This window comes from Phreatobacter cathodiphilus (genome assembly GCF_003008515.1).
In the GTDB taxonomy this organism is placed as follows: Bacteria; Pseudomonadota; Alphaproteobacteria; order Rhizobiales; family Phreatobacteraceae; genus Phreatobacter; species Phreatobacter cathodiphilus.
Genome location: NZ_CP027668.1, coordinates 3,359,455 through 3,373,143, shown reverse-complemented (window position 1 = coordinate 3,373,143; position 13,689 = coordinate 3,359,455). Strand labels below are relative to the sequence as shown.

The following is a 13,689-nucleotide window of genomic DNA, read 5'->3' as shown; positions in this document are numbered from 1 at the left end:
GGCTCAGTCGGGGTCGCCGGGCCGCCACAGCCGGCCCTCCCGGGCCTTGAAATAGTACTGGCTGGCCGCGAGCCAGCCTTTCAGGGGGCGCAGCGGCAGGATGCAGGTGACGAGGCCGAAGGGCAGCGTCACCAGGAGGTGGGTGGTGAGCGACGCCTGATATTGCACCTCCAGCATGATCGCGAGGATCACCACCGGCAGGCAGCCGAACATCATGACGAAGAAGGCCGGGCCGTCGGCGGTGTCGACATAGGAGAAGTCGAGACCGCAGACGTCGCAGCGCGGCGCGATGGTGAGAAAGCCGGAAAAGAGATGACCGCGTCCGCAGCGCGGACACCGGCCGCGGACGCCCGTAGCGAACGGGCTCAGCCGGGGCCAGTCGCTCCCCTCCTGGGAGGGTTCCGCCATGGATTACCTGCGGAGGGCGAAGACATAGCCGACGAAGGCGGCGGCCATGATCGCCTGAAACGGTCGCGCGGCGACCTCGTCCTTGAGCACCTGCGTCAGCTCGCCGGCCCGCGAGGCCATGCGGTCGGTGTCGATGCCGACGGACTTGAGCTGAGAGGTCGCGCCCGCGTCCGTGGCGTTCCCGCCCCTGTCGGCGTTCGCGCCACTGTCGGCATTTCCGCGCATGTCGGGGGTGTCGCGCATATCGGGTGTGTCGATCATCGTCTCGCTCCTGGGTTCGTCAGGGAGAACGGCGGGCGGGGCTACCCGTTCCTAAGGCGGGGGCCGGACGGATAGGAACAGTCGGACCCGGCACAGGTTGGCCCTCCATCACCGGAGGACCCCCATGTCGCAGAACGATGACGAACGCCTGGACCAGTGGCTGCGCGATGCCCACGCCATGGAACAGCAGGCGGTGAAGATGCTCGACAGCATGGCCGGGCGGATCGAGAACTATCCCGAGCTCAAGGCACGCATCGCCCGCCATGCCGAGGAGACGCGCCTGCAGGCGGCGAGCCTTGAGGATTGCCTGAAGCGGCGGGGCAGCGACGTGTCGACGCTGAAGGACATGGCCGGCAAGTTCATGGGGATCGGCCAGGGCCTCAGCGGGCTCGTCGCCGGCGACGAAATCGTCAAGGGCTCGATGGCCGGCTACACCTTCGAGCACATGGAGATCGCCGCCTACAGGGTGCTGATCGCGACCGCCGAGCGCGCCGGCGACACCGAGACGCGCGATGCCTGCCAGGCCATCCTCCGTGAGGAGGAAGAGATGGCGGACTGGCTCGCGGACCATCTCGGACCGACGACGCTGCGCTATCTGGAGCGCGAGGCGAGCGGCCAGACCGCCAAGCACTGATCCCCCTGCTCTTCAGGCATGGAACAGCATCGACGACGGCCCGTTGGTGGCCGGACACAGGAGCTCCCGAATGAAGGCACTGACCTGGCACGGCAAAGGCGACATGCGCTGCGAGAGCGTTCCGGACCCGACGATCCAGGACGGTCGCGACGCCATCATCAAGGTCACCGCCTGCGCCATCTGCGGCTCCGATCTCCACATCTACGGCGGAATCATTCCGGAGATGCGCTCGGGCGACGTGATCGGCCACGAGACCATGGGTGAGGTGGTCGAGGTCGGCAAGGACAACAAGGCGCTGAAGGTCGGCGACCGCGTCGTCGTGCCCTTCACCATCTCATGCGGCGAGTGTTTCTTTTGCCGGCGAGGTTTCTTCTCCGGCTGCGAGCGCACCAATCCCGACGCCTCCAAGGCGGAGAAGCTGTGGGGCCATGCGCCCGGCGGCCTGTTCGGCTATTCGCATCTTCTCGGCGGCTATGCGGGCGGTCAGGCGGAATATCTGCGGGTGCCCTTCGCCGACGTCGGCCCCATCAAGGTGCCCGACCATCTCACCGACGAGCAGGTGCTGTTCCTCTCGGACATCTTCCCCACCGGCTTCATGGCGGCGGATTTCTGCAACATCCAGAACGGCGACACGATCGCCATCTGGGGCTGCGGCCCGGTCGGGCAGATGGCGATCCGCAGCGCCTTCCTGCTGGGGGCTGAGCGGGTGATCGCCGTGGACACGGTGCCGGAGCGGCTCGAGCTCGCCCGCGCCGCGGGGGCCATCACCATCGATTTCATGGACGAGGACGTCTACGAGCGAATTCAGGACCTCACCCGCGGCCGCGGCGCCGACGCCTGCATCGACGCGGTAGGAACCGAGGCCGAGACCATGGCGAGCTTCGATTCCATGCTGGACCGGGTCAAGGTCGCCACCTTCATGGGCACCGACCGGCCGCACGTGCTGCGCCAGGCGATCCACTGCTGCCGCAATTTCGGGACGGTGTCGATCGTCGGCGTCTACGGCGGCTTCCTCGACAAGATTCCCATGGGCTCGGCGATCAACCGCGGGCTCACCTTCCGGATGGCCCAGACGCCCGTGCAGCGCTACCTGCCGGACCTGCTGCGACGGATCGAGGAAGGGCAGATCGACCCGTCCTTCGTCATCACCCATCGCGGCACGCTGGAGGACGGACCCGAGCTCTACAAGACGTTCCGGGACAAGAAGGACGGCTGCATCAAGGTCGTGCTGAAGCCCTGAGGAGATCACCATGGCCCATCGCACTCTCGCCGTCGTCACCGGCGCCTCCTCCGGCATCGGGCTGGAACTGGCGCGGCTCGCCGCGGAGAACGCCTATGACCTCGTCCTCGCCGCCGACGAAAGCCTCGACACGGTGGCGGACGAGTTGCGCGGGACGGGGAGCGAGGTCGAGACGGTGGTGGGGGATCTCTCCACCATCGAGGGCGTAGACCGGCTCTGTGCGGCCGTGCGCAGCGGCGGCCGGGTGCCGGAGCTCCTGATGGCCAATGCCGGCCACGGTCTCGGCCACGCCTTCTTCGACCAGCCGGTGGCGGACTGGCGCCACGTGATCGACACCAACATCACCGGCACCATCTACCTGATCCAGCAGCTCGGACCCGAGATGTGCGCCCAGGGCAGCGGCCGGATCCTGATCACCGGATCCATCGCCGGCTTCATCCCCGGCACGTTCCAGGCGGTCTACAACGGCACCAAGGCCTTCATCGACTCCTTCTCCTTCGCCCTGCGCAACGAGATCAAGGACAGCGGCGTCACCGTGACCTGCCTGATGCCCGGCCCGACCGAAACCAACTTCTTCCGCCGGGCCGACCTGATGGACACCAAGGTGGGCCAGCAGGAGAAAGACGACCCGGCCTTCGTGGCGCGGGTGGGCTTCGACGCCATGATGAACGGCGAGGGCGACGTGGTGGCCGGCTGGAAGAACAAGCTGCAGAGCGCCATGGCCAACATCACGCCCGCCGGGCTTCTGGCCGAGCAGCACCGGCGCATGGCGGAACCGGGATCCGGCAAGCGCTGAGCGTCGGGATCGACAAAGGAACAACCGGTTTCCCGTCCGGTTGACGCTCGCATGCCGGAGCCGCCGGGCAGACATCGCCGCGATCCGCCATGCTCCCCGCGAGCCCTGCCGTGGGCCAGATGCAAGGGCCGCCCCGTGATGACGCCGGCCTTCCTCGACACCGGCCCGAGCGTGACGCAGTGAGACCGTCCCGTCGAGCGACGGCAGACTCGTCCTTAGCGGCCTCGGCGGCTGCGTCGCGACGCCTATCATGGACTCGGCCCATGTCGCGACTTCCGCCGCAGCGCCTTCTCGCTGGCGCGGCGTGACCATTCGAGGTTCGCGGACCGGAAAAGCCGGCTGTGGCAGCCGCCGGCGTTCCGGTCAGGGCACGGCGGGCATCTCCGCCACGGCGCCGTTCCAGGACCGGCCGGCGGCGCGGGCGCGGTCCTCGCGCGGCAGCTTCTCGTCGATGCGGCGGAAGGTGGCGAGCGCCTGCCCGACGACCTGGTCCATGTTGTAGTAGCGGTAGGTGGCGAGACGGCCGACGAACCAGACGTCAGGGGTCGCCCGCGCCAGGGCCTCGTAGAGGCCGTAGCGCTCCTGGTTCTCCGGCCGCGGCACCGGATAATAGGGATCGCCGTCGGCGGTCGGATATTCGTAGGTGATGGCCGTCTTCGCGTGCTCCTGGCCGGTCAGGTATTTGTACTCCGTGACGCGGGTGAAATCCTCGGTCTGCGGATAGTTCACCACCGCGACGTTCTGGTGGCGCGGCGTGTCCAGCGTCACATGGTCGAAGCGCAGGGACCGATAGGGCAGCCGGCCGAATCGGAAGTCGAAGAACTCGTCGATCTGGCCGCTATAGATCACCCGCCGGTGCGGGATCAGGTGGCGGATGTCCCGGTAGTCGGCCTGCACCATGACGGTGATGTTCGGGTGGGCAACCATCGCCTGGAACATGCGCGTGTAGCCGTGCTCCGGCATGACCTGGTGCTTGTCGGCGAAGTAGCGGTCGTCCGTGTCGGTGCGGGTGGGAACGCGGGCGGTCACGGATTTGTCGAGTTCGGAGGGGTCGAGGCCCCATTGCTTGCGGGTGTAGCCGCGGAAGAACTTCTCGTAGAGCTCGCGCCCCACCTTGCTGACCACCACGTCCTCGGAGGTCTCGATCCGTTCGGCCGGCTCGGCGCGCGCGGCGAGCCAGGCCTCCATCTCCTCGTCCGTGCCGAGCGACAGGCCGTAGAGCCGGTTGACGGTGGTGCGGTTGATCGGGATCGGCACGCGCTGCCCGTCGACCTCCGCCAGCACCCGGTGCGTGTAGTCCCGCCAGGTGGTGAACTGCGACAGATAGCTGAGGACCATGTCCGAATTGGTGTGGAAGATGTGGGGCCCGTATTCGTGGATGAGGAGCCCGTCCTCGTTGTAGCGGTCATAGGCGTTGCCGCCGATATGCGGCCGCCGGTCGACGATGAGGACGCGCTCGCCACGCTGGGTGGCGAGACGTTCGGCGAGGACGCAACCGGCGAAGCCGGCCCCCACCACAAGCCAATCAAACATGGGCGGTTTCCCCGACGAGGGTCGGGAGCGACCGGCCGCGAAGGCCCGTGGGCTGGCGCCGGGACTGGAGCGTACCCTGGATGAGACGCTGCATGCCGGCCCAGGTCCGGTTCCAGGACATGCCGGCGAGGTGCGCGTCCACGGCGGCGAGCCAGGAACCCCTCGGCCGGGCACGGAGCCGGTCGAGGCCATCGGCGAGGCCGGTTGCGTCGGAGACGATGTCGACGAGGCCGCGCTCGCCATAGGGAGAGATCACGTCGGCGATGGCGGTGGAGAGCACGGGAAGGCCGGCGGCGAGGAATTCGGGGGTCTTGGTGGGGCTGATGAAGCGGGTGGATTCGTTCAGCGCGAAGGGCATCAGGCCGACGTCCCAGCCGCCGAGATAGGCGGGAAGCTCGCGGTAGGACTTGCCGCCGAGCCAGTGGATGTTCGCGGCCCTCGGCAGGCTCGCCGGATCGATCTTCACTACAGGGCCGATCATCACGAACTGCCAGTCGGGCCGCAGCCGCGCCGTCTCGGCGACGAGGTCGAGATCCATGCGCTCGTCGATGACGCCGAAGAACCCGGCCCGCGGACCGCCGATGACAGCCTGGTCGGCGGGCTCAGCGGGCCTGCGGCGCGCCTGGTCGAAATGGGCGACGTCGATGCTCGACGGGAAGGGATGGACGTTGCGGTGGCGCCGCCGCTTGGCGGCATAGAGGCTCATGCCGCCGGTGAAGACCATGTCGGCGCGCGAGAAGAGTTCGGCCTCAAGGTCGAGGAGACGCGGCGGCGCGCCGCGGAAGGCGGAGAGTTCGTCCATGTTGTCGTAGACGACGACGTCGGCTTCCAGATCGCGGCTGAACGCCATGGCCATCGGGGTGTAATACCAGAGGATCCTTTGCCGGCTCGACGGCTGCAGGATCGGCTTCAGAAGGCCGGCGATGAGGGACGCCGCCGTATCCTCGTCGGAGGGGGGCAAGACCGGAACGAGGACGGTGACGCCTTCGGGGCGGCGGCTCGCCTGCAACTGCGGGCAGGCGCCGTCGTCGAAGAGCGGCTCCTCGATGAAGTATACGTCATGATCCAGCGCGGCACGCGACAGAAGATGCTGCGGGCGCTGGAAGACGAAATCCCACCGCAAGTGGGAAAAGCACACGAGCTGGGGGCGGCGATTGATGGCGTTCATGCGCAACCTTCACATTCACTACAGCTGATAACTGGGTGATCCGGTCGCGGGGCTGTGGTCCTCGGCCGTGGGGTGAACGGGGGGCGGGGCAGCGGAGTTCCTATTGATGGAAGCCCGCGGTCGAAGCGTCCGCCGGGCAGCCGCCCGCTCTGGTCGGCACCCCAAAAGGAACGGGTCGGCCAGGTTCTCGTTGTCGAGGGGTCCGTCGTTCCCTCCCGAAAGGCACTGGCCGCTTGGCAGACGCGCCCCTGTTCAAGAGCTTCTTCATGGCGGGGTTCGAATGTGCCACGCACCGACGCCGGGACGGCCGGAGGCTCGACCTCCTGGCCGCGACCGGCCACGACCGGCTGGCGGCGGGCGACTACCGGACGATGGCAGGCCTCGGGCTGCGGACCGTCCGCGACGGGCTGCGCTGGCACCTCATCGAACAGGCCCCGGGCGTCTACGACTGGTCCAGCGCCCTGCCGATGCTGCGCGCCGCGCGGGAGGCCGATGTCCAAGTGATCTGGGACCTCTTCCATTTCGGCTGGCCGGACGGGCTCGACATCTGGTCACCGGACTTCGTCGAGCGCTTCGCCCGGTTCTCGGCGGCCGCGGCCGAACTCGTGGTCGCCGAGAGCGACGGCATTCCGCTCTTCTGCGTGGCCAACGAGATGTCGTTCCTCGCCTGGGCGGGCGGTGATGTGGCGGCGATCAATCCCTGTGCCCGGCAGCGCGGCCGGCCGCTGAAGGAACAGCTCGTGCGGGCCGCGGTGGCGGCGATCGACGCGATCAGGGCGGTTCAGCCTTCAAGCCGGTTCCTCTCCGCGGAGCCTGCCATCCACATCCACAGCTATTCGCGCAGCGCCGCGGTGCGCCGGGCCGCGGAGACGTACCGCCTGGCCCAGTTCGAGGCCCTCGACATGATGGCCGGCCGCGTGGCGCCGGAACTCGGCGGTCGCGAAGACCTCGTCGACATCGTCGGGCTGAACTACTACCCGCGGAACCAGTGGCTGCACCGCAGCTCGACGCTCCCCCTCGGCCATCACGGCTACCGCCCCTTCTCCGAGATCCTGCAGGAGACATTCGCCCGCTACGGCCGCCCCATCATCATCGCCGAGACCGGGGCGGAGCGAAGCGCCCGGTCGTCCTGGCTGCACTATGTCTCATCCGAGGTGCGGCGGGCCCGGGCGGAGGGCGTGCCGGTGGAAGGCATCTGCCTCTATCCGGTGCTGGACTATCCCGGCTGGGACGACGGGCGGCTGTGCGAGACGGGCCTTCTCACCATGCCCGACGCGCGGGGCGAGCGGAGCTTGCACGCCGAGTTCGCCGAGGAGCTGGCGCACCAGCAGGCCCGCTTCGCCCAGCCTACGAGCCGGAGCGGGCGAGGGTGATCCAGGCGGGGGCGTGATCGCTCGCGCCCTCCTCGCCGCGCACCGCCCGGTCGACGCCGGCGCCGACGAGCCGCGGGGCGAGGGCCGGCGAGAGCAGGATGTGGTCGAGCCTCAGTCCGGCGTCGCGCGGCCAGCGGTTCCGCTTGTAGTCCCAGAACGTGTAGAGCGGAGCGTCTGGATGCAGTTTGCGGAGCGCGTCGGTCCAGCCCGCCTTCACCAGCCGGGCGAAGGCGGCGCGGCTCTCCGGCTGGAGCAGGGCATCGTCGTCCCAGGACCGAGTGGGATAGATGTCGGCGTCGGTGGGCACGACATTGTAGTCGCCAGCCAGCGCCACGGGATGGCCGGCCTTGCGCAGCCGCGCCGCATGGCGGCGCAGCCGCTCGAACCAGGCGAGCTTGTAGGCGAATTTCGGTCCCGGCTGCGGATTGCCGTTCGGCAGGTAGATGCAACCGACGAGGATGCCGCCCACCGCCGCCTCGATGTAGCGGCTCTGGTCGTCGTCCGCGTCGCCGGGGAGGCGGTCGGCGGTCTGCACCGGCACCGCGTCGCGGGCGAGGATGGCGACGCCGTTCCACGTCCGCTGCCCGCGCCAGACCGCGCCGTAGCCGGCCTCCTCCAGCGCTGATGCCGGAAAGCGGTCCTGCTCGGCCTTCAGCTCCTGGAGGCAGACGGCGTCCGGCCTTGCCGCCTCCAGCCACGCCAGGAGGTTGGGCAGGCGGCGGTTGACGCCGTTGATGTTGAAGGTGGCGAGCTTGAAGGTCTCGGTGTCGCCGGGCGCCGCCCGCCTGCCTCTCGCCATGGCTCCGCCCGGTTCCGACCCTCGCCCCGACCTCGACAACGCGTTGCCGCGGCCGCCGTTCCGGCCGGACCTCCGGCACTCATTGCCAGGCGGCGATGAGGGCGTCGGCGTCGGTCACCACGGCGACGTTCTGCAGGGCGTAGTTGACCGAGGCGGTGTGCCATTCGGCGTTCATGGTCGAACAGCAGTCCTCCGGCACCATCATGTAATAGCCCTTGTCGGCGCCGGTGCGGGCCGTGTGCTCGATGGACATGTTGGTCCAGGCGCCGGTGACGACGACGATGTCGCGGCCGAGCGCCTTGAGGACGGTTTCGAGCCGCGAGCCTTCCCAGGCGCTCATGCGCTGCTTCTCGACCACGTGGTCGCCGGCCACCGCCTCCAGTCCCGGCACAGGCGCCGCGCCCCAGGTGCCGCGCACCATGGCCTTGGCGTCGGCGAGGCCCTCGAAGAGCGGCGCGTTCATGGTCACGCCCGGGCAGCCCGCCTCGACGATGAACCAGACGTGGATGATCGGCACGCCCTTGGCCCGCGCCGCGGCGGCGAGGCGGGCGGCATTGGCGACGGCGTTCTGCTCGCGGCAATGGGCGGGCGAGCCGGAGGCGGCGAAGGCCCCGCCCTCCATCACCACGTCGTTCTGCATGTCCTGGACGATGACGGCGCAACGGCCGGGGTCGAGGACGTAGCCGGGGGCGCATTTCAGCGCGCCGTTGCGGGCGACCGATGCAGCGGCCTGCCCGCCCGGCTTCGCCGCGGTGCCCGATCGTCGGCCGCCTCCGGCTGCGATCATGTAGGGCTCGGCGCGCGGGCCGACCCTGGTCTCGACGGCATAGAGCGAATGGGTGGCGGTGAGGAACAGCGTGCGGAAATCGGGTCCTCCCCAGGTCAGGTTGCCGACGAGCTCGGGCACCCTGACCTTGCCGATGAGCTCGCCGCCGGGCGCATAGACCCAGACGCCGCCGGGCCCGCAGACCCAGACATTGCCCCTCGCGTCGCATTTCATGCCGTCGGGCACGCCGGGCTCGGAGGGGGAGGCGATGCCGGAGGCGAAGACGTGGCCGACCCCGAGCGAGCCGTTGGGCAGCACGTCGAAGACGCGGATGAGCTGCTGGACGGTGTCGTTGACGTAGAGCCGCTTCTCGTCGGGCGAGAAGCAGAGGCCGTTCGGCTGCTCGAACAGGTATCGGTCGACGAGCAGCTGCGGCGGGCCGCCGCCGGGGGCGATGCGATAGACGCCCTGGAAGCCGAGCTGGCGCGGGCGCTCGACGCCGTAGACCGGCATGCGGCCGTACCAGGGGTCGGAGAAATAGATGGCGCCGTCGGACTTCACGACGACGTCGTTGGGGCTGTTGAGCTCGCGGCCGTCGACATGGGAGGCGAGGACCTCGCGCCGTCCGTCCGGACGTTCGCGCACCAGCGTCGAGGTGGCATGTTCGCAGACGATCAGGTTGAGGTCCGCGTCATAGGTCATGCCGTTGCACTTGTTGGCGGGGCGCATGACCTCACGGATGCCCGTCCGGTCCCAGCGCCGGCGCACGTCCCCGGGCATGTCGGAGAACAGCAGGAACCCCTCCTTCGGATGCCAGATGGGCCCCTCGGTGAACTGGAATCCGGTGCCGAGCTGGCGCACCGGGGCCCAGGGGTCGATGAGGGTCTCGAAGGCCTGCGTGACGGCGACATGGGTGGTCATGGGCGATCTCGCTTGCGGGGGAACTCCGACGGGCGGGGCGTCTCAGGCGGGGAACCAGGACCGCGCCGGCAGGGACTGGGTCACCGGCCCCGGCACGGCCATGTCGAGGCGCGCCACGACCTGACCGGCCTCGACCTTGGCTGGTTTGTCGTGCACCGGCAGGAGGAAGCGGGAGGAGTTCAGCAGCTTTTTGATCGCCGCCTTCTCCTGGCGCTTGGTGGTGCCGTGGTTGCCGGTGACGCGGGGCTCGTCGGCGTGGATCTCGTGGTACGGATTGATGATCTGGTCGTTGAAGTCGTAGATGACGTCGCCGCAGATCGTCGCCCGGCCCTCGACCGTGTCCACATGCACGTTCATCGAACCCTCGGTATGGGCGCCGGCAGCCTCGAGATAGCAGCCGGGGAAGAGCTCGATCATGCCGGTGAGTTCCAGATCCTCGAGGCGCAGCGCGTGTTTCGTGTGCAGCCGGTCGATCAGGTGCTTGATGTCGGGCGCCGGATATTGCGGGTGCATCAGGCCGGAGACGGAGTATTCGAGTTCGCGGCGGTTGACGATCACCGTGGTGTTCATCGGGAAGAGTTCGTCCTTGCCGGCATGATCGATGTGCAGATGGGTGTGCGCGACATAGCGGACGTCGCCCATGCGCACGCCGTATTTCATCAGCTGGTTCTCGATCATGTTCTCGTGGAACTGGAGCCCGCGCATGCCCAGGCTCTCCATGATCTGGTTGTGCCGGTAGCCGGTATCGACGACGACCGGCCAGGGGCCGCCGAGGATCAGGAAGCCGTAGGTATAGGTGCGCTTGCGCTGGCCGCAGCCGCGGCCGAGCACCAGGAAGCTCGATTCCAGTTCGATGTCGCCGTAGTCGAGGACCTTGATCTCGAGTGGCATCGTTCCCTCCGAATGTGTCAGGCCAGCCGGTAGACCCGCTTGGCGGTTGCAGAAAAGACGGCGGCGCGGTCCCCCTGGGGAACGGCGGCCCGATGGGCGGCGAAGAGGTCGGCGTAGCTCGTCCAGAGCTTTTCGATCGGGAAGTTCGAGCCGAAGAGGCAGCGGTTGGCCCCGAACAGCGCCAGCGTCTCCCGGGCGACCATGGCGACGTGGGCGGCATCGTTGCGGCGCAGGAAGGTGCCGAGGCCGGAGAGCTTGCTGACGACGTTTGGCCGCTCGGCGAGCCGCGCCATGCCGGCGCGCCAGGCTGCGATGCCCTCCGGGGTCAGGTCCTCCAGCATCCCGGCATGCTGCAGCACGAAGGTCACGGCGGGACAGGCGTCGGCGAGTTCGGCCGCTCCCGCCATCTGGCCCGGGAAGACCTGGAGATCGAAGCTCCAGCCGTAGTCGGCGAGCCGTGCGACGTTGCTCTGGAGCAGGGGATCGCGGGCGAGGTCCGGCCCGGCGGCGAAACGGTAGAGCGGGTTCTCGTGCCAGTGGAGCTGCATGCGCACGCCGCGGACGCGGGCGTTGGCGGCGAGGGCGTCGAGCTGCGGTCGCGCATCCCCCGCCAGCATGTCGGCATAGGCAACGATGGCGATGGGAAAGCCGCTTTGGTCCGACGCCTCGGCCACGAAGGCCGCCTCATCGACATAGCGGTCGACCGGCCAGTTGGCCTGGACATAGACGGCGCCGGTCATGCCGGCCGAGGTCGCGTCGGCCACGTATTCAGCGATCGGATAGTCGCGTCGGATCGGCTCGTAGGGGCCGAAGATGCGCGGCTGCATGGGGCCGGTGAGCCAGGGCAGGTCCGCCTGCCGCCAGATGTGGAAATGGGCGTCGATCATGCGGCGCGCTCCCGGCCGAGTGACAGGACGTGGCGGCAGACGGCGGCGGTGGAGCCGCCGTTCGTCAGCGAGGCGAGAAGCGGCCGGATGGCGGCGAGGCCCTCGGTTTCCGGGCGATAGGCGCCATCCGCGGCGAGCGGCGAGAGCCAGTCGATGCGATGGGCGCGGGCGGCCAGCCGCCCCACCGCCTGGATCATGGCGCGGGGGTCGCCGCGCTCCAGCCCGTCGGAGAGGACGAGGACCACGGCGCCGCGGGCATAGCCGGCAAAGCGCGGCACGGCGAGGAAGGCCTGCAGCGCGTCGCCGATGCGGGTGCCGCCGTCCCAGTCGGCGACGAGATCGGCGGCGAGAGCGAGCGCCCGGGCGCGGTTGCGGCGCTTCAGCACGGTGGTGAGCCGCGTCAGCCGCGTGCCGAAGGTGAAGACCTCCACGCGCGGCGTCCCGTGCACCAGCGCATGGGCGAAGGCGAGATTGGCGTCGGTGCGTTGCTTCATCGAGCCGGAGACGTCGATGAGCAGCAGGACCGGCCGGACCCGCGTGTTCCGCCGCCAGCGCTTCAGCGCCATGACCTCGCCGTCGTTGCGGATGGCGGCCTTGAGGCTCGCCGCGAGGTCGAAGCCGGGTCCGCGCCGGGCGCTGCGGCGGCGATAGCCGCGGCGGCGTGGCAGGGCGTCTGGCAGGTCGCGGGCGAAGCGGCGGAGCGTCTCGCCCTCGTCGGGCGGGGTGAGGCGGCGCACGGCCAGGGCCTCCGCCGCCGTCGCCTCGCGGCCGGTCTCGTGGATCTCCTCGCCGATCAGGATCTCCTGATGGGCACCCTCCTCTTCGACCTTTATCTCGTCGTCCGGCTGGAACTCCTCGTCCTCGCCGGGTTCACCCGCCGCGCCGAGGAAATGGGCGTCGAAGAGAGCGTCGAAGGTCTCCCGTCGTTCGAGAGGCGGGGCGAGGGTGGCTGCGGCCGCGCGGCGCACGTGATCAATGGAGCGGGGACCGAGCAGGTCGACGGCGGCGAGGAAGGCGACGGTCTGCTCCGGCGCCACGGCGAAGCCGTTTGCGCGCAGCAGGCCGGCGAAGGCGACGAGGGGCCGTGTCGCGGCGGGGAGCCTTGGAAGGGCGGGCGGGGTCGTCATGCCGCCACCGCCCGGATGAAGGCGTCCATGCGCGGGCGCATCAGGGCGAGGTCCTCCTCGTCCTTCAGCGCCGTGCCGATGGAACGGCGGAACGCCTCCGGCCAGGGCGCGCCGGTGCGGGCGAGGGCGGTTGCCGCCTCCGCCCAGTCGACGGCCTCGGCGACGCCCGGCGGCTTGGTCAGCGGCTCCTGCCTGAGCAGGCCGACGGCGTGGACCACGGCGCGGGCCGTTCCCTCGGCCACGGCCGAGGCGCGCAGCATGATGATGGCCGCCTCCCGCGCCGGCTCGGGATAGGGAATGTAGTGATAGACGCAGCGTCGCCGCAGCGCCTCGTGCAGGTCGCGGGTGCGGTTGGAGGTGAGGACGACGACCGGCCGGTCGGCAGCCCTGAGCGTGCCGCGCTCGGGAATGGAGATCGAGAAGTCGGAGAGAAACTCCAGCAGGAAGGCCTCGAACTCGTGGTCCGAGCGATCGATCTCGTCGATCAGCAGCACGGTGGAGTCGGGGCGGCGCAGGGCGGCGAGCATCGGCCGCTCGATGAGGAAGTCATCGCGGTAGATGTCGACGCTCTCGCCCTCGCGGGCCTGGCGGATGGCGAGCATCTGGCGCGGATAGTTCCACTCGTAGAGGGCGGCGGAGGCATCGATCCCCTCGAAGCATTGCAGGCGGATGAGCTGCCGCCCGAGGATGCCGGCGAGGGCCTTGGCCGCCTCGGTCTTGCCGACGCCCGGTGCGCCCTCAAGCAGCAGCGGCTTACCGAGGGCGAGGGCGAGGAAGGCCGCCGTGGCGATGCCGTCGTCGGCGAGGTAGAGCGCCGAGCGCAGCGCCTCGGCCAGCGCCTCCGGGCTCGACAGGCCGGCGATGGGCGGTTGCAGCGCCATGGCG

Annotated in this window: 14 protein-coding genes; 4 read left to right on the top strand and 10 right to left on the bottom strand. The window is 69.4% G+C overall.

What is annotated here, in order from left to right:
* Positions 1 to 3: 3 nt before the first annotated feature.
* Together C6569_RS16175 and C6569_RS16170 are read right to left on the bottom strand one after the other, a co-directional pair.
* Positions 4 to 408, bottom strand: a complete 405-nt coding sequence (locus C6569_RS16175; RefSeq protein ID WP_106749808.1) for a DUF983 domain-containing protein — start codon at positions 406 to 408, stop codon at positions 4 to 6.
* Between the two features lie 3 nt (positions 409 to 411).
* A complete protein-coding gene (locus C6569_RS16170) occupies positions 412 to 669 on the bottom strand; it encodes a hypothetical protein (RefSeq protein WP_106749807.1) in 258 nt (85 codons plus the stop codon).
* Between the two features lie 124 nt (positions 670 to 793).
* Here C6569_RS16170 and C6569_RS16165 point away from each other — a divergent pair, with 124 nt between their 5' ends.
* The 3 genes from C6569_RS16165 (at position 794) to C6569_RS16155 (ending at position 3,339) form a co-directional block, all read left to right on the top strand.
* Entirely contained in the window at positions 794 to 1,303 is a 510-nt protein-coding gene (locus C6569_RS16165) for a ferritin-like domain-containing protein (protein WP_106749806.1), read from the top strand.
* A 70-nt stretch (positions 1,304 to 1,373) separates the two neighbouring features.
* Complete coding sequence (locus tag C6569_RS16160; RefSeq protein ID WP_106749805.1) at positions 1,374 to 2,543, top strand: zinc-dependent alcohol dehydrogenase; 1,170 nt, start codon at positions 1,374 to 1,376, stop codon at positions 2,541 to 2,543.
* Positions 2,544 to 2,553: 10 nt separating this feature from the next.
* Positions 2,554 to 3,339, top strand: coding sequence for an SDR family NAD(P)-dependent oxidoreductase (locus C6569_RS16155; RefSeq protein WP_106749804.1), 786 nt, complete (start codon positions 2,554 to 2,556; stop codon positions 3,337 to 3,339).
* Between the two features lie 363 nt (positions 3,340 to 3,702).
* Here C6569_RS16155 and glf read toward each other — a convergent pair whose 3' ends face one another.
* Both glf and C6569_RS16145 read right to left on the bottom strand, forming a co-directional pair.
* The gene (gene glf / locus C6569_RS16150) at positions 3,703 to 4,872 is read right to left on the bottom strand and encodes a UDP-galactopyranose mutase (protein WP_106749803.1); all 1,170 of its coding nucleotides are present in this window, start codon (positions 4,870 to 4,872) and stop codon (positions 3,703 to 3,705) included.
* Positions 4,865 to 6,040: a glycosyltransferase family 1 protein gene (locus tag C6569_RS16145; RefSeq protein WP_106749802.1), complete on the bottom strand. Its 1,176-nt coding sequence runs from the start codon at positions 6,038 to 6,040 to the stop codon at positions 4,865 to 4,867. Before C6569_RS16145 ends, glf begins: the two co-directional genes overlap by 8 nt.
* Before the next feature lie 233 nt (positions 6,041 to 6,273).
* Here C6569_RS16145 and C6569_RS16140 point away from each other — a divergent pair, with 233 nt between their 5' ends.
* Positions 6,274 to 7,413 (top strand): beta-glucosidase, encoded by a 1,140-nt coding sequence (locus C6569_RS16140; protein WP_245898127.1) that lies wholly within the window; start codon positions 6,274 to 6,276, stop codon positions 7,411 to 7,413.
* Here C6569_RS16140 and C6569_RS16135 read toward each other — a convergent pair.
* From C6569_RS16135 to C6569_RS16110, 6 genes are all read right to left on the bottom strand, one after another.
* On the bottom strand, positions 7,388 to 8,212 hold the full coding sequence (locus tag C6569_RS16135; protein WP_106749801.1) for an exodeoxyribonuclease III: 825 nt from the start codon (positions 8,210 to 8,212) through the stop codon (positions 7,388 to 7,390). The genes C6569_RS16140 and C6569_RS16135 overlap by 26 nt on opposite strands.
* Positions 8,213 to 8,291: 79 nt before the next feature.
* Positions 8,292 to 9,899: an isochorismatase family protein gene (locus C6569_RS16130; RefSeq protein ID WP_106749800.1), complete on the bottom strand. Its 1,608-nt coding sequence runs from the start codon at positions 9,897 to 9,899 to the stop codon at positions 8,292 to 8,294.
* A 42-nt stretch (positions 9,900 to 9,941) separates the two neighbouring features.
* Entirely contained in the window at positions 9,942 to 10,790 is an 849-nt protein-coding gene (locus C6569_RS16125; protein WP_106749799.1) for an MBL fold metallo-hydrolase, read from the bottom strand.
* Positions 10,791 to 10,807: 17 nt separating this feature from the next.
* Positions 10,808 to 11,677, bottom strand: a complete 870-nt coding sequence (locus C6569_RS16120; RefSeq protein WP_106749798.1) for an amidohydrolase family protein — start codon at positions 11,675 to 11,677, stop codon at positions 10,808 to 10,810.
* On the bottom strand, positions 11,674 to 12,804 hold the full coding sequence (locus C6569_RS16115) for a VWA domain-containing protein (RefSeq protein WP_106749797.1): 1,131 nt from the start codon (positions 12,802 to 12,804) through the stop codon (positions 11,674 to 11,676). Before C6569_RS16115 ends, C6569_RS16120 begins: the two co-directional genes overlap by 4 nt.
* The gene (locus tag C6569_RS16110; protein WP_106751092.1) at positions 12,801 to 13,685 is read right to left on the bottom strand and encodes an AAA family ATPase; all 885 of its coding nucleotides are present in this window, start codon (positions 13,683 to 13,685) and stop codon (positions 12,801 to 12,803) included. The genes C6569_RS16115 and C6569_RS16110 overlap by 4 nt, the downstream gene beginning before the upstream one ends.
* Positions 13,686 to 13,689: the final 4 nt, after the last annotated feature.

Coding starts and splice junctions, on each gene's coding strand:
- C6569_RS16125 (WP_106749799.1), bottom strand. CDS start 10,790: ATGCCACTCGAGATCAAGGTCCTCGACTACGGCGACATCGAACTGGAA.
- C6569_RS16165 (WP_106749806.1), top strand. CDS start 794: ATGTCGCAGAACGATGACGAACGCCTGGACCAGTGGCTGCGCGATGCC.
- C6569_RS16155 (WP_106749804.1), top strand. CDS start 2,554: ATGGCCCATCGCACTCTCGCCGTCGTCACCGGCGCCTCCTCCGGCATC.
- C6569_RS16135 (WP_106749801.1), bottom strand. CDS start 8,212: ATGGCGAGAGGCAGGCGGGCGGCGCCCGGCGACACCGAGACCTTCAAG.
- C6569_RS16145 (WP_106749802.1), bottom strand. CDS start 6,040: ATGAACGCCATCAATCGCCGCCCCCAGCTCGTGTGCTTTTCCCACTTG.
- C6569_RS16175 (WP_106749808.1), bottom strand. CDS start 408: ATGGCGGAACCCTCCCAGGAGGGGAGCGACTGGCCCCGGCTGAGCCCG.
- C6569_RS16160 (WP_106749805.1), top strand. CDS start 1,374: ATGAAGGCACTGACCTGGCACGGCAAAGGCGACATGCGCTGCGAGAGC.
- C6569_RS16120 (WP_106749798.1), bottom strand. CDS start 11,677: ATGATCGACGCCCATTTCCACATCTGGCGGCAGGCGGACCTGCCCTGG.
- C6569_RS16130 (WP_106749800.1), bottom strand. CDS start 9,899: ATGACCACCCATGTCGCCGTCACGCAGGCCTTCGAGACCCTCATCGAC.
- glf (WP_106749803.1), bottom strand. CDS start 4,872: ATGTTTGATTGGCTTGTGGTGGGGGCCGGCTTCGCCGGTTGCGTCCTC.
- C6569_RS16115 (WP_106749797.1), bottom strand. CDS start 12,804: ATGACGACCCCGCCCGCCCTTCCAAGGCTCCCCGCCGCGACACGGCCC.
- C6569_RS16170 (WP_106749807.1), bottom strand. CDS start 669: ATGATCGACACACCCGATATGCGCGACACCCCCGACATGCGCGGAAAT.
- C6569_RS16110 (WP_106751092.1), bottom strand. CDS start 13,685: ATGGCGCTGCAACCGCCCATCGCCGGCCTGTCGAGCCCGGAGGCGCTG.